This window comes from Pseudomonas sp. GL_103 (genome assembly GCF_057835175.1).
This window is the reverse complement of record NZ_CM174420.1, coordinates 4,431,038-4,450,388: the sequence shown is the minus strand read 5'-3', so window position 1 is coordinate 4,450,388 and position 19,351 is coordinate 4,431,038. Positions and strand designations below refer to the sequence as shown.

The window sequence follows — 19,351 nt, the reverse complement described above, 5'->3', positions numbered from 1 at the left end:
AGGCTCGCTCCCACAGTGGGTCGCGTCCGGTTTCAAGATTTTCGTTAACTGACAGGAATTCATCCCATGCGCAGTTTTTTCCACCCAGAACAATTGCTTCACTATCCACGCAGCTACTACTCCCGTGGCCAGATGCGCACGCCGCAGGAAGTGCCGGAGCGTGCGCAGCGCCTGGTGCAGGCGTCTCATGCATTGGGTTTCAATGTCGAGCAACCGGCCGATGCCGGGCTCGATCCGCTGCTGGCGGTGCACGGCGCACCGTACCTGAGGTTCTTGCAGGAGGCCTATCAGCGCTGGAAAGAAATTCCCGAGGATTGGGGCGACGAGGTGATGTCGAACATCTTTGTCCGCGAGCCCAATGCCCTGCGCGGGATTCTCGCGCAAGCGGCGCGCTATCTGGCCGATGGCAGTTGCCCGGTGGGCGAGCAAACCTGGCGTTCGGCCTACTGGTCGGCGCAAAGCGCCATCGCCGGGGCCCGGGCGTTGCTCGATGGCGAGCCGGCAGCCTATGCCCTGTGCCGTCCACCGGGTCACCACGCCCGGGCCGAAGCGGCGGGTGGTTTCTGTTATGTGAACAACGCGGCGGTGGCGGCGCAGGTATTGCGCGCCGGGTTTTCGCGGGTAGCGGTGCTGGATACCGACATGCACCACGGCCAGGGTATTCAGGAGATTTTCTACGACCGTGATGACGTGCTCTACGTCTCGGTGCACGGCGATCCGACCAACTTCTATCCGGGTGTCGCAGGTTTTGCCGATGAGGGCGGCGTCGGGGCGGGCGAGGGTTTCAACCTCAACCTGCCGATGGCCCATGGCGCCAGCGAGGCGGATTTTCTCGGGCAATTGGATGTAGCGCTGAAAGCAGTGACGGACTTTGGCGCCGAGGTGCTGGTGCTGTCCCTGGGCTTCGATATTTTCGAACTGGACCCGCAAAGCAAGGTGGCGGTGACCCGGGAAGGGTTTGCCGTGCTTGGTGAGCGGATTCGCAGTTTGGGGTTGCCTTGCCTGATCGTGCAGGAGGGCGGGTATCACCTGGAGAGCCTGGAGGATAATGCGCGGGCATTTTTTGTCGGGCCTGAGGTTTGGCAGCTCTGAGTTTGACGGCGTCTGAGAGATTGCTATCGCGAGCAAGCCGCTCCCACACTGGTCGGTGTTGAACGCAAATATGCGGTTCACCTCGGTCAAGTGTGGGAGCGAGCTTGCTCGCGATGAACGATAACGCGGTCTGTAAGCGCCCTACGGCACTTGCCATAGCCCTTACGTTAACGTAAAGATTGCTCCAGGGCGCCGACGTATGAAGGCGCAGGGCGGACGACCCGGAGCGCTTGATGACGCTAATAAAAACAAACTCCCCCAAACTGCATCGCGAAGCCCGGCTGGCCCGGGAAAAGCTGCACCTGGAAGGCGAAGTGCCGGATGGCGTCCTGCGTGCGGAAATCGATGCCTCGTGGCGCCGCAGCCTCAGCCATGGCGTGCATTTCAACGCCAAGCACGAGCTGGCGCTGGAATCGAGTGCCAGCCTCGACGTGTTGCTGGCCAGCAACCGCTTGCTGATCGACGCCGCGCTGCCGGCCATCGATTACCTGGCCGAGCGTCAGGGCAAGGAAGGGCTGATCATCCTCGCCAACTCCGACGCCACCATCCTCGCCGTCGAAGGCCGCGCCGACCGTCTCAAGGGCAGTGGCCTGCAGGACATCACCCTCGGCGCCTGCTGGAGCGAAGCGGTTCGCGGCACCAACGCCCTCGGCACGGCACTGGTGGAAGCCCGGCCGACCCTGATCGATTGCGGCGAACATTATCTGGATCGTCTCAGTGATTTTTCCTGCACTTCGGTGCCGATCCATTGCCCCCAGGGCGACATTCTTGGCGTCCTCGACCTGACCCGCGAAGGCCCCCTCGGCCGCGCCCACGACAGCACCGCGCTGCTGGCCATGGCGGTCAGCCAGATCGAAAGCCGGGTGTTCAACGCCAGCTATCCGGACGAAATCGTCCTGGCCTTCCACAGCCGCAGGCAATACCTGGAATCCCCGTGGCAGGGTCTGCTGGCCGTGAGCCTCGGCGGGCAGATCCTGGCGGTCAGTGCCCAGGCCTGCCAGTTGCTCCACGCCGAGCGTTCGGCCCTGGTCGGTCGGCGCTGCGAAGAATTTCTCGGCGTCGACGGCCTGCAGTTGTTGGCGCGTCTGCATCAAGGTGGGGCCGGCAGTCTGCAAACCGCCAAGGGCGAGTTCTTCTACAAAACCCTGCGCGCGCCGCAACGCTCGATCAATGTCAGCAGCCCGCCGCGCACTGTCGCGAAACCGACCAAGGCGCAACCGGATCTGGAAGCGCTGGCCGGCAGCAATACCCGCTACGCCCGTGCCTTGCGCATGGCCCGTCAAGGCCTGGCCAACGAGTTGCCGGTGTTGTTGCTGGGTGAAACCGGCACCGGTAAAGAGGTCATCGCCCGCGCCCTGCACATGGCCGGAAGCCGCTGCGACAAACCCTTCGTGGCGGTGAACTGCGCGGCCATTCCCGAAGGCCTGATCGAGTCCGAACTGTTCGGCTACCGCGAAGGCGCGTTCACCGGTTCACGCCGGGGCGGCATGGTCGGGCGCTTGCAACAGGCCCATGGCGGCACCTTGTTCCTCGATGAAATCGGCGACATGCCATTGACCTTGCAGGCCCGGCTGTTGCGGGTGTTGCAGGATCGCAAGGTCGCGCCGCTGGGCGCCGGCGAAGAACAGGAAATCGACGTCGCGCTGATCTGCGCCACCCACCGCGACCTCAAGCGTCTGGTGGAAGAAAAACACTTTCGCGAAGACCTGTTCTACCGGGTCAACGGCATCAGCGTGATGCTCCCGGCCCTGCGCGAACGCGAGGATTTCGGCGCGCTGGTCACTCGCATGCTGACGACACTGGGCGCACCCGCCGTGGTCCTGCACGACGATCTCGATCGCTTGCTCAGCGGCTATCACTGGCCGGGCAACATCCGCCAACTGGAGATGGTCCTGCGCACCGCGCTGGCCATGCGCGAACCGGGTGACACCGTGCTGACCCTCGACCACTTGCCCGACAGCATGCTCGACGAGTTGACCGCCAGCGAACGGCCCCAGGCCGGCAGCATCCGGGAAAACGAACTGGAGCTGATCCGTCAGTCCCTGGACACGCACCAAGGCAATGTCTCGGCCGCCGCCGACGCTCTGGGCATCAGCCGCGCGACCCTGTATCGCAAGCTCAAACAGTTGCGTTCGTGATGCAGCGCTTGATCGTTCGGCTGATCGACAGCCAGAACCCCGAGGTCCTGCAAGCGTCACTGCGCTGGCTGTACAGCTTTGTGCGACCCCATCGCCTGGCGATTGCCGGGCTGTTGGGCCTGTCGGTCTGCGCCTCGGCGCTGGTGCTGGTGCAGCCGTGGTTGACCAAACTGCTGATCGACGATGGCCTGTTGGCGCGCAACTTCCCGATGCTGGTGTTGATTGCCGGGCTGATGATCGTTGCCGGGTTGTTGGGCACAGCGCTCTCGGGCATCAACCGCTACCTGCACACACGACTGTCCGGGCGCATGCTGTTTGCCTTGCGCGACGACCTGTACCGGCATTTGCAAACCCTGTCGCCGGGCTTTTACGGCCAGCGGCGCATCGGTGACCTGATGTCGCGCCTCGATGGCGACGTCGCGGAAATCCAGCGTTTCGCCGTGGACTCGCTGTTTTCGGCCGTGTCGAGTGTGATCGGCCTGGTGGTGGCCGTGGCGATGTTGCTGACACTGTCCTGGAAACTCTCGCTGCTGGCCCTGGTGCTGATTCCCCTCGATGTCCTCTGGCTGCGCTGGATGCGGCGCAAGGTCGAGCGCGATGTGCGGCAGTTGCGCGAGCGTTCGGCGGACATGTCGTCGTTCATGGTCGAGACATTGCCGGTGATGAAGTTCATCCAGTCCGCCGGCCAGCAACAGCGCGAAGCGCGTCGCCTCGAGACGCTGGGGCAGGGCTACATGAGCCAGTTGCTGCGCCTGCAAGTCACCGAGTTTTTCACCCAGGCGGTGCCCGGTACCCTGACCTCGCTGTCCCGGGCCTGCGCATTCTTGATCGGCGGTTACTGGGTGGTGCAGGGCACCTGGCAACTCGGCGCCCTGATTGCGTTTTCCACCTACCTGGGCATGGCCGTGGGGCCGGTGCAGAGCTTGCTCGGGCTCTACGTCGCCATCCAGCGGATGACCGTCAGCCTCGGCCGGGTCATGGAGTTGCGCGGCGAACAACCGACCGTGTTGACACCCTCCACGCCACGGGCGATGCCCACTGGCGGCGATCTGTGGTTCGACAACGTGCACTTCGCCCATCCCGGCCGCCAATCGACCCTGCGCGGCATCGAAGCGCGGATTCCCTACGGTATGAAAGTGGCCCTCAGCGGCGGTTCCGGCGTGGGTAAATCCACCCTGATCGACCTGCTGCAACGTCATCACGATCCGCAATCGGGCCGGGTACTGCTGGGCGACGTCGATCTGCGCGAGCTGGATCTGTTCCAGTTGCGTCGGCGCATCGCCATCGTCAGCCAGGACATCGTGCTGTTTCGCGGCAGCCTCGCCGACAACCTGGCCTACGCGGTGCCGGACGCCAGCCGCGAGGCGATTGCCGACGTGGCGCGACTGGCGCAACTCGATAACCTGATCGAGTTGTTGCCCGAAGGCCTCGACAGCCCCCTGGGCGAGCGGGGCCAGCAGTTGTCCGGCGGGCAGAAGCAACGCATCGCGATTGCCCGGGCGCTGTTGCAGGACCCTTTGATCCTGGTACTGGATGAAGCCACTTCCGCGGTGGATGAGGCCACAGAGCGCGAAGTCATCGACGCCATCGACCGCTTGTTTGCCGGACGTACGCGCATCCTGATCAGCCATCGCCCCTCAACCCTGGCCGATGCCGATCTTCGGTTCGAGTTGCTTGACGGCGTGCTGACCTCGAAGACGGTGCTGCATGAAATCTGAACTGCGCATTGGTGTGGTGGACAGCGGACACTCGGCCGCGCAACGGGTGCAAGTGATCGCCGGTCGGCGCTTTTCATTGCTCGAAGACGGCCTGGCCGAGGGCGACTTGCGCGAAGACCCGTTGGGGCATGGCAGTGCGGTGATCGAGGCAATCGGCCGGCGTGCACCCTCGGCGCTGTTTTGCGTGGCACAGGTGTTCGACCAGCGGGGTGTCACCAGCGCCTTGCAGATCGCCACGGCGATTGACTGGCTGCTGACGCAGGACGTGCGACTGATCAATCTGAGCCTTGGCCTGCGCCAGGATCGCAGCCTGCTGCGCGCGGCCTGCGCGGCGGCGGTGGCGCGGGGCGTGCTGCTGTGTGCATCGAGCCCGGCCCAAGGGGAAGGGGTGTTTCCGGCGAACTATCCGCAGGTGTTGCGGGTGACCGGCGATGCGCGGTGCGCCGAGCAGGAATGGTCGTGGCTCAACAGCGCCCAGGCGGATTTCGCCGCCTGTGTCCATGGCACCTACCCGGGGCAATCCGGGGCGAGCCTCGGTTGTGCCGCATTGAGCGGGCACATCGCCGGGTTCCTCGCTGAACAGCCTGACGCCAGCAACGAGCAAGTCATCGAGTGGTTGCGCGAACATGCGCGTTACCGTGGCCCGGAACGGCGTTTCGGGCCATGACCGACATCGTCATCCTCGGTGCCGGACCGGCAGGGGCCGCGGTCGCGCTGGGGTTGCGGCGGCTGGGCCACAGCGTCACGCTGATCAGCGAGTGGCGCCGGTTTGCCGCGCTCGAAGGCGTCTCGGTGCGGGTGCTGGAGGCCTTGCGCAGCGCAGGTTTGCAGCACGCACTGGCGGATGCGACGTTACCGTCCCAGCGCCAGGTTTCATGGAATGGCCAGCAGCATGCGCAGAACATTGAATACTTGCTCGACCGGCCGGTGTTTGACCGCGGCCTGCGCGAGGATTTGCGCCTGGCGGGGGTTGAGCTGATCGAAGGCCGGGTGCTGACGGTTCACTCATCGGCCACTGGCCATCGAATCGAAATCGACGGACGCGAACCGCTGTTCACACCATTTCTCGTGGAAGCCCGAGGACGTCAGGCCCCCGCTATCGGCAAGGGCATGCGTGGCCCCGAGACCGTCAGCTTGCTCAATCGCTGGCAGGGTTCGCCGGGCAACACCGCCAGCGCCGTGGAAAGTCTCGAGGACGGTTGGGCATGGATGGCGCGGCGCGCCGACGGCCAGTGTTACTGGCAATGGACGGTGGACGTGGCCAGCGCCGGGTTGCCGGGCAAGGCCATGTTGCTCGATTACTGCCGGCAGCGGCGCCAGGGTTCGAAGTTGGCCGCCGCATTTTTTGCTGACGAAGCAGAAGATGATCTACAGCTGCACGCCCGCAGCAGCACGGCGATTCTGAGCTCGCAGGTGTGTGGCGAAAACTGGATTCGGGTCGGCGATGCGGCAATGGCGGTAGACCCGCTGTCGGGCAACGGGATCTTTCAGTCCTTGTCTTCGGCGTTGCAGGCGCCGGCGGTGATCAACACGCTGCTGTGCAAACCCGAGCGGGCGGCTCTGGCCCAGCGTTTTCACAAGCAGCGAGTGGAACAGTTGTTTTTGCGTTTTGCGCGGATCGGCCGGGATTTTTACGCCGATGAGCAGCGTTGGCTGGATCAGCCGTTCTGGCAGGCACGACAGAACTGGCCGGACGCCGAGGTGGCTCATGCCGAGGCGGATTTCAATGCGCTGAGGATTGAGCGGGCGCCGGTGTTGCGTGATGGGCTGGTCGATGAGGCCGAGGTGGTGATCACGGTGGATCAGCCGTTGGGGATCTGGCATGTGCATGGGGTTGAGGTGGCGGCGTTGGTGCGGCGGTTAAAGCAGGGCGAGCCGGCGGATCAGGTGTTGGCCGGTTTGACGGTGGAGCAGGGAAGGATGGTCAGGAGTTGGTTGTTGGCTCAGGGGTTCAAACCCTGAGATTTGAGCTGTCTGGACCGGCCTCATCGCGAGCAAGCTCGCTCCCACAGTGGTTTTGCGTCGTACACAAATCCCCTGTGGGAGCGAGCTTGCTCGCGATGGCGGCCTGAAGAACGCCGCTATTACAACTTGATCAACACCGACTTCAACTCGGTGTAATGCTCGATCGCCGCATACCCCATCTCACGCCCGACCCCGGACATCTTGTAGCCGCCGAACGGCAGCGCCGGGTCCAGGGCGCTGTGGCAGTTGACCCACACCGACCCTGACTTGATCCGCGGAATCATCCGGTGCACCGCCGCCAGGTCGTTGGACCAGATACTCGCGCCCAATCCATACGGACTGTCATTGGCCATGCGCAATGCATCGGCCTCGTCATCGAACGGAATCGCCACCAGCACCGGCCCGAAGATTTCTTCCTGCACCAGTGAGTGCTTCTGATCGACGTCGACAATCACCGTCGGCTTGACGAAGAACCCCGGGCCGAACTGCTCACCGCCGCAGGCGATGGTCGCGCCGCTTTCCCGGCCCTTTTCGATGTACCCGTAGACGCGCTCCTGCTGACGCGCCGAGATCAACGGCCCCATGTCGACGCTCGGGTCCAGACCGTTGCCGAGTTTCATGGCGTTGGCGATGTTGCTGATGTCCGCCACCACATTGTCGAAGTGCTTGCGCTGCACATACAGCCTGGAACCTGCGCAGCAGACCTGGCCCTGGTTAAAGAAAATCGCGCTGGCAGCCCCGGCTGCGGCGGTTTTCAGGTCGGCGTCGGCCATGACGATGGTCGGCGATTTGCCGCCCAGCTCCAGGGTGACCCGGGTCATGGAATCCATGGCGATCTTGCCGATCTGCTTGCCCACGGCGGTGGAGCCGGTGAAGGTCAGCTTGTCCACCAGCGGGTTGTGGGTCAGGGCCGAACCTGCGGTGATGCCGGTGCCGGTGACCACGTTGAACACGCCTTCGGGATAACCGGCCTCCAGCACCAGCTCGGCGAGTTTCAGCGCGGTCAGCGGGGTTTCGTCGGCGGGCTTGAGTACCACACTACAACCGGTGGCCAGGGCCGGACCGAGTTTCCAGCAGGCCAGCAACAGCGGGAAGTTCCAGGCAACGATGGCGCCGACCACGCCCACCGCTTCGCGTCGAATAAAGCTGTGGAACTGGTCGTTGGGCATCAGCGGTGCCGACACGTCAACCGTAGAACCTTCGATCTTGGTCGCCCAACCAGCCATGTAGCGCAGGAAATCGATGGCCAGTTGCACGTCCATCACCTGGGCGACCGCCGCGCTTTTACCGTTGTTCAGGCATTCCAGCTGCGCTAGCAGTTCGGCGTCGCGCTGCATCAGGTCGGCGAGTTTCCACAGCAGGTTCTGTCGCTCCCGGGGGCGGGTGCGGGTCCAGGCCGAATCGTCGAACGCCTGGCGGGCGGCGAGCACCGCGCGGTCGACATCTTCCGGGGTTGCCCGTGGTACCACGCACAACACCTCACCGGTGGCCGGGTTGTGCAGGGGCATGGTCTGGCCGTCGGCAGACTCGACCCAGTCACCGCCGATAAGCATGCGCGGGGCGCGCTGGATGAATGCCGAAGTGGCGGGAAGCAGGTTTGGAAGCGACATGATGAAACCTCGTCTTGTTCGTGTGGCGAGGTCTATCGCAACGGTTGTGCCAGTTATGTTTATTGGGAGGCAAGAGCCGGATTAGCGGGGCTTGCGGGTTATGGACCCAAGGTAAAAAAAACGGGGCGGGCGTCGCAAATTGCGACGCAGTGAGACGCCGGTGACGCATGGTGAAAATCAAAAGATCGCAGCCTGCGGCAGCTCCTACAGAGGGAGCAACGTTCACCTGTAGGAGCTGCCGCAGGCTGCGATCCTTTGATCTTGATCCTATGCTTGTCTCAGGGTGAAACAGTTGTCGCGAAATTGAACGTGCCGCCGCGATGACATGACAGGAAAATCTCCTGTCGATTCCGGCAAATCATTGATTCATTGAGGTATTCATAAGCTGGCACGCTCTGTGTATTGCTCATCGCAGACGTTTCTCTTGCCTCCGTCAGCGGTTCACCGCCGGCGGCAGAAACCATAAAAACGATAAGCCACAACAATAAGAACGCACCGTGCGAGGTTCGACGTTGATGAAGAGAAAACTCCGATCAGGCATGAGCGCCAGCCTGCTGGCCGTAGCCGCTTGCGTAGCGCTGCATTCGCCTCATAGCCTGGCAGCCCGCGACGCCCAGACCATCCTCAAGGAAACCTGTCAGGGCTGTCACACCCCCGAAGCCGATAACGCTCTCAGCCGTATCAGCCACCAGCGCAAAACGCCGGAAGGCTGGCTGATGAGCATCGCCCGCATGCAGACCATGCACGGTTTGCAGATCAGCGATGACGACCGTCGCACGCTGGTCAAGTACCTGGCCGACACCCAGGGCCTGGCGCCGAGCGAAACCGACGGCGTGCGCTATGCGCTGGAGCGCCGGCTCAATACCGTCGAGCAGTTCGACGACCAGACCAGTCAGATGTGCGGCCGCTGCCACTCCGGTGCGCGGGTCGCCCTGCAACGGCGTCCGGCCCAGGAGTGGGAACGCCTGGTGAACTTCCACCTCGGCCAATGGCCGTCGCTGGAATACCAGGCGCTGTCCCGGGACCGCGACTGGTTCGATATGGCCCGCAAAGAGATGGTGCCGCTACTGGCCAAGCGTTATCCGCTGGACAACCCGGCCTGGAAAAAATGGCAGGGCGCCGCGCCGAAAGCCGAGACCCTGGTGGGCGACTGGAGCTTCAGCGGCCACTTGCCGGGCAAGGGTGAACTCGCCGGTGTCATGACCGTGAGTGCCGATGGCAGCGACACCTTCAAGGTCAGCGTCAAAGGCCAGTACGCCGACGGCAGCCCGTTCAATGGCGACGGCAGTGCGATTCTCTACACCGGCTACGAATGGCGCGGCAACGTGACCATCGATGGCGTGACCATGCGCCAGGTGTTCGCCGCCCAGGGCAATGCGATGCAGGGCCGGATGTTCGAGGCCGAGCATGACGAGCGCGGCCTGGACTTCGTCGCCGCCAAGCAAGGTTCCAGCCGTTTGCTGGCAGTGCAGCCGGGTTATCTGAAGGCCGGCAGCGAAACCGAAGTGACCCTGATCGGCAGCGGCCTGACTGGCAAGCCGGACTTCGGCAAAGGCGTGGAGGTGGTTGAAGTCATCGAGCAGAGCCCCGAGCGGATCAAGGTCAAGCTCAAGGCGGCGGCCAATGCCCAACCCGGCGTGCGCGCGGTCAGCGTCGGCACGTTGAAAGGCCCGAGCCTGTCGGTGTACAGCAAGATCGCCTCGGTCAAGGTGGTGCCGGAATTCTCGGTGGCGCGGATCGGCGAGGGCGGTGGTTCGACGCCGAAAGTCCAGGGCCGTTTCGACGCGGAAGCCTGGGGCAAGGGCGCTGACGGCAAGCCGTATCGCATCGGCGTGTTCCCGGCGCAGTGGAAGGTCGAGGCCTTCGACGATCGCGCCAAGGAAGACGAAGACGTCAAGTTCGCCGGCACCATGCAGGCCGACACCGGCGTGTTCACCCCGGGCGATGCCGGGCCGAACCCGGCACGCAAGATGTCCACCAACAATGCCGGCAACCTCAAGGTGATCGCCGCCGTCGACGACGCAGGGAAATCCCTGACCGGCGAAGGCCACATGATCGTGACCGTGCAACGCTGGAACAATCCACCCATTCCATGAGTTGGCTGACAGCACAGGCTTCAGACACTTTTCGGAATGATCGCAAGCCCCGCCAAGCGGGGCCTGCACAGGAGGTTGGTTATGGGCGCTATCTTGAATCTGGTCGAACGCAACCTGCACGAAGTACAGGTCGATGCCGATCGCATGCTGTTTCACATCCCCAGCAGTTCGCTGTTTGCCAGCGATGAACTGACGGGCACCATCATCGACACCTTGCGCGGGCCCGGTTGTTCCTCGGACGACCTGATCCAGCGCCTGGCCGCGCGCTTCAACGGCGAGGAAATCACCGAGACCCTGCGCGAGCTGATGGCCCTGGAACTGGTCAGCGACGGTTCGCCGCTGACCCCGGACATCGCCACCAAGCGCGTCGAGCGCACGGCGATCAATACCGTGGTGCTCAACGTCAACACCGGCTGCAACCTGAGCTGCACGTATTGCTACAAGGAAGACCTCGACAAGCCGTCGGCGGGCAAAAAAATGGACGTCGAAACGGCGATTGCCTCGGTGGAAATGCTGTTGCGCGAATCCCCGGACGAAGAGCGTTTCACCGTGGTGTTCTTCGGCGGCGAACCGCTGAGCAACCGCAAGCTGATCGAGTACATGGTCGACTACTGTGAGAAGCGTTTTCGCGAGGCGGGCAAGTTCGTCGAATTCGTCATGACCACCAACGCCACGCTGCTCACCGAAGAAACCGTGGATTACCTCAATGCCCACCGCTTCGGATTGTCGGTAAGCATCGACGGGCCGAAGACAGTGCACGACCGCAACCGCATCACCGTGGGCGGGCAGGGCACGTACGACGTGGTGCGGCGCAAGGCCGAGATGCTGCTGTCGCGCTACAACAGCCGCCCGGTCGGTGCTCGCGTAACGCTCACCACCGGCGTGACCGACGTCGAAACCATCTGGGATCACCTGTTCAACGAACTGGGTTTTGCCGAAGTCGGCTTCGCCCCGGTGACCTCCGGCGACATCAGCAGCTTCAACCTCACCAGCGATGAACTGGTGCAGGTGTTCGCCAATATGAAGGCGCTGGGTCGTCGTTACCTGGAAGCGGCGCTGGAGCACCGCAACATCGGTTTCTCCAACCTGCACCAGCTCATCACCGACATCCACGAAGGCCACAAGAAAGCCCTGCCATGCGGCGCGGGCCTGAAGATGCTGGCGGTGGATCACAAGGGCGAGCTGAACCTGTGCCACCGTTTTACCGGTTCGAGCCTGCCGACCTTCGGCAACGTCCATAGTGGTGTGAAACAGGTGGAGTTGAACGACTTCCTGTCCCAGCGCCTGGACCGCACCAACACTGGCTGCGAAGACTGCCAGATCCGCAACCTGTGTTCCGGCGGCTGCTACCACGAGAGCTACGCCCGCTACGGCGACCCGACCCACCCGACCTATCACTACTGCGAACTGATGCGTGACTGGGTCGACTTCGGCATCGAGGTCTACACCCGGATCATGGCCAACAACCCTGCGTTCATCAGCAGTTACATCACTCCGCGCAAGGCTCACTGATATGAAACATCTCAAGGCAATCAATAATAAAGCGTTGAAACTCGATGTGGCCGCGGCCGAAAATCGCATCGAAGAAGTGGTGGCGATGAGTTCCGTGGCGGGCTGTGCCTCGACCACCGACCCGGGCTGGGAAATCGATGCGTTCGGCGGTGTGTCGTCGCTGTGCCAGCCGATGGAAGCCGACCTCTACGGTTGCTCCGACCCCTGCTGGTGGCCGGCCCAGGTGCCCGACATGATGAGCACCTACCCGGACTGGAACAAGGATGCCCAGGCGTCCAACGACAACTGGCGCAACCTCGGCACTGTCTTCCCCAAAGACAAGTGATCACAGAAGAAGGATTCCAGCATGCGTAACATCAAAGCCTGCGGCCTGGCCGCGTTCGCCGTCCTGAGCAGCTGTTCTGTCAGTGTTCTGGCCGATGAAAACACCGCGCTGCAAGTCGGTCACGAATACATGGTGACCACCAACTACCCGAACAACCTGCACGTGATCGACCTGGCCACCGACACGCTGTTCAAGACCTGCAAGATGCCCGACGCCTTCGGCCCCGGCACCGTGCAACTGTCGCCGGACCGCAAGACCGCCTACGTGCTGAACAATCACTATGCGGACGTCTACGGTGTCGAACTGGACAACTGCAAGCAGGTGTTCCACGCCAGCATCGCCCAGAAGCCGGGGGAGAAAGCGCGCTCGATGTTCGCCTTCACCCTCAGCCACGACGGCAAGGAACTGTACACCGTCGCCAACCCGACGCTGATGATGAACGATCGCTACGAAGTGCAGCAGCCCCGGCTCGACGTGTACAAGACCGACGCTGGCATGGACGCCAAGCCGCTGCGCAGTTTCCCGGCGCCGCGCCAACTGACCATCATGCAGAGCGGTGACGACGGCACCTTGTATGTAGCCGGGGCGGACGTCTACAAGGTCAATGTGCAAACCGGCAAGTTCGATGTGCTGATCCCCAGCCGCCACTGGAAGCGCCCGAACTACAGCGCGCCGGACGTGCTCTACGTGTGGAACCAGCAGACGTATCGGCATGACTTCTCGCTGCTCTACACCGCGGCGAAGTTCAAGGACAAGAAACAGGACCCGGCCACCGCCGAATACCTGTATGGCCTGTTCAGCGTCGACCTGAAGACCGGCAAGACCGAAACCACCGACTTCGGTCCCTTGACCGAAATCTACTTCAGCGGCATGCGCTCGCCCAAGGACCCGAACCTGATGTTTGGCGTGCTCAACCGCTTGGCCAAGTACGACATCAAGCAGAAGAAAATGCTCCAGTCCGCCACGCTCGATCATTCCTACTACTGCATTTCCTTCAACAAGGATGGCAGCAAGATCTACCTGGCGGGGACCTTCAACGACGTGGCGATCTTTGATGCCGACAGCCTGAAGCAGACGGGCAGCATCAAGTTGCCGGGCGGGGACATGGCGATTACCACGGCGCAGATTTTTGTCCGGTAATTGCAGCGCCTGAACTGACGCTATCGCGAGCAGGCTCGCTCCCACAGTGGATTTTCAGTGTGACCACTATTGTGTGAACACCGCTGAACCCTGTGGGAGCGGGCTTGCCCGCGAAGAGGCCCTCAAAAACACCACCAAAACAGCAAAAATCAAACCCCCGGCACCGGACAACTCAAATCCCCCTCCTGACACTTCAAGTACTGCTTGAACGTCTGAACCCGTGCCTTGGTCAGCTCCGTGGTGCAGTTGCTGTAGATCAGCGGATACACACTCCCGCCTTCCACCCCGGACGCCGAGAACTTGCACTCGGCATCGCGGAACGCAACCCACGCCCGCTGCGCACCCACCAACTGCTTCCTGCTGTCCGGGTTGCTCTTGAGTCGCGAAGTGATCTGCTGGTACAGCGCATTCAATTCCTTGTCGGCGGCCGCATTCTGCTGCGCCGCGCACTGGTTCATCGTCGCCTGGTCGCTGGCATTGTCGCAGTCCACGGCGAACGCCATGGAGGTGAACATCAGGGGCATCAGCGCCAATAGTAAGCGTGGGTTCATGCTGGAGTGCTCGTCGTGACCGAAAGAGAGGGGCAGTGTAGCGCCGAGGGGCACAGGCAACTGCCGCGCAGGTTTTTCATGTCGCTATCCTTTTCGATGCTGTTTCGAGGCAGAACGTTAGCAGTTTCGACCCCCTGACTTTGCGATAGCCCCAGAACTTATCCGCGCAAATGCAACCGAATATCTCAGGCATGGTTGATTACACATCCCCATTGGTACAACTTTAAAGTTGGTCTTGTGGTCTTACTGACCTACTGTTCATGTACAGGAGGTGACTTATGAACCCAGCATCTGATCGCATCGAAAGGAAAGTCCTGCTCAAGGCCAAGCGTTCGCAGGTCTGGCGTGTGCTGGCCAATGCCGAAATGTTCGGACAGTGGTTTGGCGTGGCGCTGGAGGACAAGCGTTTTGTGGCAGGCGAATGGACCCAGGGGCAGATTACCTATCCCGGTTATGAGCATTTGCGCTGGAATGTACTGGTAGAGCGGGTGGAGCCGGAGCGGTTGTTTTCGTTTCGCTGGCACCCGTATGCCGTGAACCCTGAAGTCGATTACTCCCAGGAACCCACCACACTGGTGAAATTCGAGCTCGAAGACATGGACGACGGCACGTTGCTCAAGGTCTCCGAGTCCGGTTTCGATCACGTTCCCCAGGCCCGTCGCGAAAAGGCTTTCCGCATGGACAGTCGTGGCTGGGAAGAGCAAATGAACAATATCGAGCAGTTTTTGATCGACAACGCCAAGTCCCACGAGCAACAGAGTGGCTGAAGTTGGCTCGAAACCTGAGGCGTCTAGGGGTTTTCGGAAGGTGGTTTATAGCGAATGTCTTACACGCGATGGTAGCGATATCGCCTGTTACAAATTGGATCCGAAGCGTAATCTGGCCTTACCCACTGAAGCACAGGATGTGCTCAGGATCATGGATGATCGACCATATGCAAGGAACGCTACGACAAGGAGTCGTCATGGTCTTGGAAAAACCCGCTTCGGCGGGTTTTTTTGTGGTCGCATGAAAGGTCGTGGTGGCAGGAACCGGGTTCCCGCCACCATTTTTTCACTGTCGGTCGAGTTTCGCCGCCGCGCGCTCGGTGATCTGCGCCCGCAGTTTCAACGAGCCGGCAGCCCGTTGGCGAGCCTCCTCCAGCACACTGGCCGGGGCCGTCTCCGGGCTGCCCGCGGCAAAAGGCGGGGCCGGGGCGTATTCCAGCTGCAACTGCACCAGCTCGGCGGTGGCCTGGTCGAACAGCTCGGCGGCCAGGGTCAGGGCGAAGTCGATACCGGCGGTGATGCCGCCACCGGTCAGCAGATTACCGTCACGAACCACTCGGTCTTGCACCGCGATTGCGCCCAGCGGCTTGAGCAATTCGTGATACGCCCAGTGAGTGGTGGCGCGTTTGCCCTTGAGCAATCCCGCCGCGCCCAGCACCAGCGAGCCGGTGCACACCGACGTGACGTACCGGGCGTTGGCGGCCTGGGCCTTGAGAAACTCCAGGGTCTGGTCATCTTCCATCAAGGGGCCGACGCCACTGCCTCCGGGAACGCAGATCACGTCCAGTGCCGGGCAATCATCGAAGGTGGTGGTCGGTTTCAACAGCAGGCCGGTACTGGCGGTGACCGGCATCAGGTCTTTCCAGATCAGATGCACTTTCACATCCGGCAGCGAGGCCAGTACGTCATAAGGGCCGGTCAGGTCCAGTTGCTGGACCTGTGGAAACAACAGAAAGCCGATCTGCAACGTCATGGTGTTTTTTCTCGTGAAGTGGGTGGACGGTTTGACTCTAGGCTCGTAGGCTTTGGCGCATACGCCAATATCCCCACGAATTACGCCAAATGTCGAAAACCATCCATGTGCTCGCTTTCGCCAACGTGCAATTGCTCGACGTCACCGGGCCGTTGCAGGTATTCGCTTCGGCCAACGACATTGCCCGCCAGCAAGGCCTGCCGCCACCCTATGCACCGACGGTGATTGCCAGCGGCGGCGGAGCGGTGATGTCGTCGGCGGGGTTGGCGCTGTTGGCCGAACCGTTACCGGATGACGGCACTGATACCCTGATCATCGCTGGTGGCTGGGGTGTCTACACAGCGGCGGAAGATGCGCCGTTGGTCGCCTGGGTGCGCGAACATGCCCGTGGCTGCCGGCGGGTTTCCTCGGTGTGCACCGGCGCGTTCCTGCTGGCGGCCAGCGGCTGGCTCGATGGCCGGCGGGTGGTCACCCACTGGACCCGTTGCGAGCAACTGGCGCAGCAGCACCCGCGACTGCACGTCGAGCCCAACCCGATCTTCATCAACGACGGCCCCGTCTGGACCTCGGCCGGGGTGACCGCCGGCATCGACCTGGCGCTGGCCATGGTCGAAGAAGACCTCGGGCGCACCATGGCCCTCGAAGTCGCCCGGCAACTGGTGGTGTTTCTCAAGCGTCCGGGTGGCCAGTCGCAATTCAGCGTGACCCTGTCACTGCAACAGGAAGGCAACCGTTTCGACGAACTTCACGCCTGGATCAGCGAAAACCTGACCCACGACCTTGGCATCCCGACCCTGGCCTTGCAGGCCGGCATGAGCGAACGCAGCTTCGTGCGCCACTACCGCGCCGACACCGGCCAGACCCCGGCCCGGGCCATCGAACTGATCCGCGTCGAAACCGCGCGGCGTTTGCTCAGCGATACCGGCGTGCCGATCAAACGGGTGGCGGTGCAATGTGGTTTCGGCAGCGAAGAAACCCTGCGCCGCAGCTTCCTGCGGGCCATGGGCGTGACGCCACAGGCTTATCGGGAGCGGTTTTCGGTCAGTGTTGCAGCAGATCCGGTGTCCAGTTCACGTCAGGTTTCCGCTTCCGCCACCTGATTGAAATATTGTCGCGAAACTCCGGGAACCAGGGGGCCTAAGTAGCTGACTGGTTTGGGTGGCCGAGAGTTCACTTGGTGGGCGAGGAGAGGTGTCTGTGAAGGCCCCTTCGCGAGCAAGCCCGCTCCCACATTTGAGTGGTGTACGCCGGCTATTGTGGGAGCGGGCTTGCCCGCGAAGGGGCCTTCACATTCAACCAACAATTCCACGCTTCCCCGGCAATCAGCCGTTATGGCAACGTGCAGTCCCCTGATGAGACCCGTCCCATGGCAAACCCCTATCGCGAGTTGTTCAAAGCCCCCGGCAGCGGCGCATTCGTGCTGGCCGCAATGATCGCGCGCATGCCGATTTCCATGACCGGCATCGGCCTGATCACCATGCTCTCGCAGTTGCAGGGTGGCTACGCAATGGCGGGCGCGGTGGCGGCGACGTTTGCCCTGGCGACGGCCTTTTGTGCGCCGCAGGTCTCGCGGCTGGTGGATCGATATGGCCAGGGGCGGATTCTGCCGGTGGCGGCGTTGCTGGGCGGTGGGGCGCTGTTGCTGCTATTGCTGTGCACGCGGTTGCAGGCGCCGCACTGGACGCTGTTTTTCTTCGCCGCGCTGGCCGGTTGCATGCCGAGCATGTCGGCGATGGTGCGGGCGCGCTGGACCGAGGTGTATCGCGGCCGCCCCGAGTTGCAGACCGCCTACGCCCTGGAGTCGGTGCTGGACGAAGTCTGCTTCATCGTCGGGCCGCCACTGTCGGTGGGGTTGTGCGTGGTGGCATTCCCCGAGGCCGGGCCGCTGGCGGCCTTGTTGGCGCTGGCCATCGGCGTCACCGCGTTCGTGTTGCAGCGCAGCACGGAACCGCCGGTGCATCCCCATGAAACCCATCACCAGGGCTCGATCATTCGTTCCCGCGACATTCAGTTGCTGATGCTGTTGATGGTGGCCATGGGCACCATCGTCGGCGTGGTGGACGTGGTCAGCGTCGCCTTCGCGCAACATCAGGGCCAACCGGCGGCGGCGAGCATCGTGCTGTCGGTGTATGCCATCGGCTCGTGCATGGCCGGGTTGGCGTTCGGCGCATTGCGCTCGAAAGTGCCGCTGGCGCGCCTGTTCCTGTACGGCGGGGTAGCGACGGCGGTGACCACCTTGCCGTTGCTGCTGGCGACGAACATTTTCGGTTTGTCCCTGGCGGTGTTTGTCGCCGGCCTGTTTTTCGCCCCGACGCTGATTGTCGCCATGGCCCTGGTGGAGCAGATCGTGCCGCCGGCCAAACTCACCGAAGGCCTGACCTGGCTGGTGACCGGCCTGAGTATCGGCGTGGCGATCGGCGCCGCCGGCTCCGGCTGGCTGGTGGACGCCTTCGGCGCACGCAGCGGGTTCTGGCTGGCGATTGCGGCGGGGGCGGTGGTGCTTGGTTCCGCGATCCCGAGTTACCGCCATCTGAAATGAAGATCCAATGCTGGAAGCAGCCCCCTGTGGGAGCGAGCTTGCTCGCGATAGCGGAGTATCAGTCGAAATCATCAGTGCCTGACACACCGTCATCGCGAGCAAGCTCGCTCCCACAGGGTTATTCATATGGCTAATTTTTTGGGCACCTCGTCCGTTCTCCAAACAGGCAACTTTCGAGGAAAGCCGGTGACCCCGCTGACATTGCTGTGCCTGCCCTATTCGGGCGCGAGTGCCATGGTCTATAGCCGTTGGCGGCGCAAGCTGCCGCAGTGGCTCACGCTGCAACCGGTGGAACTGCCGGGGCGGGGCGCGCGGTACGGCGAGCCCTTGCACACCGACATGCGCCGCCTGGCGCTGCAATTGGCCCAGGAACAAAAAGCCACGCTCAAGGCGCCGTACGCGCTGTTCGGCCACAGCATGGGCGCGTTGCTGGCCTGCGAGATGGCCCACGCATTTCGCTCGCTGGGTTGCCCGGAACCGGTAGCGCTGTTCGCCTCGGGCACCGCCGCGCCGACCCTGCGCGCCGACTACGACCGGGGTTTTGCCCAGCCCAAGACCGACGCCGAACTGATCGAGCAACTGCGCACCCTCAACGGCACCAGCGAAGAGATCCTGGCCAACGAAGAGTTGATGAGCCTGACCCTGCCGGTGCTGCGCGCGGATTTCCTGCTGTGCGGGCGGTTCGAGCCAGTGCAGCGGCCCTTGCTCAAGTGCCCGGTGCACGTGCTTGGCGGCAAGAGCGATCGCGCCACCGCCGAACAGTTGATCGGCTGGAGCCAGGAAACCCGTGGCAGTTTTTCGGTGGACATGCTGGCGGGCGGGCACTTCTTCATCCATGAGCACGAAGCGAAGGTACTGCGGGTGATCAAGGATCAGCTTGAGGTGCATCATCGGCGGCTTTCCATGGCTGCCGTGGGTTAACACC

Annotated in this window: 16 protein-coding genes; 13 read left to right on the top strand and 3 right to left on the bottom strand. The window is 62.7% G+C overall.

Features of this window, described 5'->3' with window-relative positions; all coding sequences use genetic code 11:
• Positions 1-66: 66 nt before the first annotated feature.
• The 5 genes from AC3IP0_RS19870 to qhpG all read left to right on the top strand — a co-directional run bounded on the left by AC3IP0_RS19870 (position 67) and on the right by qhpG (position 6,910).
• The gene (locus tag AC3IP0_RS19870; protein ID WP_489316708.1) at positions 67-1,092 is read left to right on the top strand and encodes a histone deacetylase family protein; all 1,026 of its coding nucleotides are present in this window, start codon (positions 67-69) and stop codon (positions 1,090-1,092) included.
• A 233-nt stretch (positions 1,093-1,325) separates the two neighbouring features.
• A complete protein-coding gene (locus tag AC3IP0_RS19865; RefSeq protein WP_489325714.1) occupies positions 1,326-3,230 on the top strand; it encodes a sigma-54-dependent Fis family transcriptional regulator in 1,905 nt (634 codons plus the stop codon).
• The gene (locus AC3IP0_RS19860) at positions 3,230-4,948 is read left to right on the top strand and encodes an ABC transporter ATP-binding protein (protein ID WP_489325713.1); all 1,719 of its coding nucleotides are present in this window, start codon (positions 3,230-3,232) and stop codon (positions 4,946-4,948) included. The genes AC3IP0_RS19865 and AC3IP0_RS19860 overlap by 1 nt, the downstream gene beginning before the upstream one ends.
• Positions 4,938-5,615 carry a subtilisin-like serine protease QhpE gene (qhpE, locus tag AC3IP0_RS19855; RefSeq protein WP_489325712.1) on the top strand — a complete coding sequence of 226 codons (678 nt, stop codon included), beginning with the start codon at positions 4,938-4,940 and terminating at the stop codon, positions 5,613-5,615. Before AC3IP0_RS19860 ends, qhpE begins: the two co-directional genes overlap by 11 nt.
• Positions 5,612-6,910, top strand: a complete 1,299-nt coding sequence (gene qhpG / locus AC3IP0_RS19850; protein ID WP_489325710.1) for a flavin-dependent monooxygenase QhpG — start codon at positions 5,612-5,614, stop codon at positions 6,908-6,910. The genes qhpE and qhpG overlap by 4 nt, the downstream gene beginning before the upstream one ends.
• 122 nt (positions 6,911-7,032) lie before the next feature.
• Here the strand turns inward: qhpG and AC3IP0_RS19845 are convergent, their stop codons facing one another.
• Entirely contained in the window at positions 7,033-8,523 is a 1,491-nt protein-coding gene (locus AC3IP0_RS19845; RefSeq protein WP_489325709.1) for an aldehyde dehydrogenase family protein, read from the bottom strand.
• 515 nt (positions 8,524-9,038) lie between these two features.
• On the opposite strand from AC3IP0_RS19845, the gene peaA reads away from it, so the two are divergent.
• The 4 genes from peaA to peaD all read left to right on the top strand — a co-directional run bounded on the left by peaA (position 9,039) and on the right by peaD (position 13,596).
• The gene (peaA, locus tag AC3IP0_RS19840; RefSeq protein ID WP_489325708.1) at positions 9,039-10,619 is read left to right on the top strand and encodes a quinohemoprotein amine dehydrogenase subunit alpha; all 1,581 of its coding nucleotides are present in this window, start codon (positions 9,039-9,041) and stop codon (positions 10,617-10,619) included.
• A gap of 81 nt (positions 10,620-10,700) precedes the next feature.
• Positions 10,701-12,131, top strand: coding sequence for a quinohemoprotein amine dehydrogenase maturation protein (gene peaB / locus AC3IP0_RS19835; protein WP_008056152.1), 1,431 nt, complete (start codon positions 10,701-10,703; stop codon positions 12,129-12,131).
• Between the two features lies 1 nt (position 12,132).
• Positions 12,133-12,456: a quinohemoprotein amine dehydrogenase subunit gamma gene (gene qhpC, locus AC3IP0_RS19830; RefSeq protein WP_489316701.1), complete on the top strand. Its 324-nt coding sequence runs from the start codon at positions 12,133-12,135 to the stop codon at positions 12,454-12,456.
• A gap of 21 nt (positions 12,457-12,477) precedes the next feature.
• A complete protein-coding gene (gene peaD, locus AC3IP0_RS19825) occupies positions 12,478-13,596 on the top strand; it encodes a quinohemoprotein amine dehydrogenase subunit beta (protein WP_489316700.1) in 1,119 nt (372 codons plus the stop codon).
• Positions 13,597-13,745: 149 nt separating this feature from the next.
• On the opposite strand, the gene AC3IP0_RS19820 is transcribed toward peaD, so the two are convergent.
• Positions 13,746-14,147 carry a lysozyme inhibitor LprI family protein gene (locus AC3IP0_RS19820; protein ID WP_489316699.1) on the bottom strand — a complete coding sequence of 134 codons (402 nt, stop codon included), beginning with the start codon at positions 14,145-14,147 and terminating at the stop codon, positions 13,746-13,748.
• A gap of 278 nt (positions 14,148-14,425) precedes the next feature.
• On the opposite strand from AC3IP0_RS19820, the gene AC3IP0_RS19815 reads away from it, so the two are divergent.
• Positions 14,426-14,914: an SRPBCC family protein gene (locus AC3IP0_RS19815; RefSeq protein ID WP_489316698.1), complete on the top strand. Its 489-nt coding sequence runs from the start codon at positions 14,426-14,428 to the stop codon at positions 14,912-14,914.
• Between the two features lie 286 nt (positions 14,915-15,200).
• On the opposite strand, the gene inhA is transcribed toward AC3IP0_RS19815, so the two are convergent.
• Positions 15,201-15,887 (bottom strand): isonitrile hydratase, encoded by a 687-nt coding sequence (gene inhA / locus AC3IP0_RS19810; protein ID WP_489316697.1) that lies wholly within the window; start codon positions 15,885-15,887, stop codon positions 15,201-15,203.
• Positions 15,888-15,976: 89 nt separating this feature from the next.
• Between inhA and AC3IP0_RS19805 the strand changes: the two genes are divergently transcribed.
• The 3 genes from AC3IP0_RS19805 to AC3IP0_RS19795 all read left to right on the top strand — a co-directional run bounded on the left by AC3IP0_RS19805 (position 15,977) and on the right by AC3IP0_RS19795 (position 19,347).
• Positions 15,977-16,987: a GlxA family transcriptional regulator gene (locus AC3IP0_RS19805; protein WP_489316696.1), complete on the top strand. Its 1,011-nt coding sequence runs from the start codon at positions 15,977-15,979 to the stop codon at positions 16,985-16,987.
• Positions 16,988-17,253: 266 nt separating this feature from the next.
• Positions 17,254-18,426: an MFS transporter gene (locus tag AC3IP0_RS19800; protein ID WP_489325706.1), complete on the top strand. Its 1,173-nt coding sequence runs from the start codon at positions 17,254-17,256 to the stop codon at positions 18,424-18,426.
• Positions 18,427-18,612: 186 nt separating this feature from the next.
• On the top strand, positions 18,613-19,347 hold the full coding sequence (locus AC3IP0_RS19795; protein ID WP_489325704.1) for a thioesterase II family protein: 735 nt from the start codon (positions 18,613-18,615) through the stop codon (positions 19,345-19,347).
• Positions 19,348-19,351: the final 4 nt, after the last annotated feature.

Bases quoted from the DNA above. Each gene is read 5' to 3' on its own strand.
- qhpC (WP_489316701.1), top strand. From the start codon at position 12,133: ATGAAACATCTCAAGGCAATCAATAATAAAGCGTTGAAACTCGATGTG.
- qhpG (WP_489325710.1), top strand. From the start codon at position 5,612: ATGACCGACATCGTCATCCTCGGTGCCGGACCGGCAGGGGCCGCGGTC.
- AC3IP0_RS19820 (WP_489316699.1), bottom strand. From the start codon at position 14,147: ATGAACCCACGCTTACTATTGGCGCTGATGCCCCTGATGTTCACCTCC.
- AC3IP0_RS19860 (WP_489325713.1), top strand. From the start codon at position 3,230: ATGCAGCGCTTGATCGTTCGGCTGATCGACAGCCAGAACCCCGAGGTC.
- peaD (WP_489316700.1), top strand. From the start codon at position 12,478: ATGCGTAACATCAAAGCCTGCGGCCTGGCCGCGTTCGCCGTCCTGAGC.
- qhpE (WP_489325712.1), top strand. From the start codon at position 4,938: ATGAAATCTGAACTGCGCATTGGTGTGGTGGACAGCGGACACTCGGCC.
- inhA (WP_489316697.1), bottom strand. From the start codon at position 15,887: ATGACGTTGCAGATCGGCTTTCTGTTGTTTCCACAGGTCCAGCAACTG.
- peaB (WP_008056152.1), top strand. From the start codon at position 10,701: ATGGGCGCTATCTTGAATCTGGTCGAACGCAACCTGCACGAAGTACAG.
- AC3IP0_RS19870 (WP_489316708.1), top strand. From the start codon at position 67: ATGCGCAGTTTTTTCCACCCAGAACAATTGCTTCACTATCCACGCAGC.
- AC3IP0_RS19815 (WP_489316698.1), top strand. From the start codon at position 14,426: ATGAACCCAGCATCTGATCGCATCGAAAGGAAAGTCCTGCTCAAGGCC.
- AC3IP0_RS19800 (WP_489325706.1), top strand. From the start codon at position 17,254: ATGGCAAACCCCTATCGCGAGTTGTTCAAAGCCCCCGGCAGCGGCGCA.
- AC3IP0_RS19845 (WP_489325709.1), bottom strand. From the start codon at position 8,523: ATGTCGCTTCCAAACCTGCTTCCCGCCACTTCGGCATTCATCCAGCGC.
- AC3IP0_RS19805 (WP_489316696.1), top strand. From the start codon at position 15,977: ATGTCGAAAACCATCCATGTGCTCGCTTTCGCCAACGTGCAATTGCTC.
- peaA (WP_489325708.1), top strand. From the start codon at position 9,039: ATGAAGAGAAAACTCCGATCAGGCATGAGCGCCAGCCTGCTGGCCGTA.
- AC3IP0_RS19865 (WP_489325714.1), top strand. From the start codon at position 1,326: ATGACGCTAATAAAAACAAACTCCCCCAAACTGCATCGCGAAGCCCGG.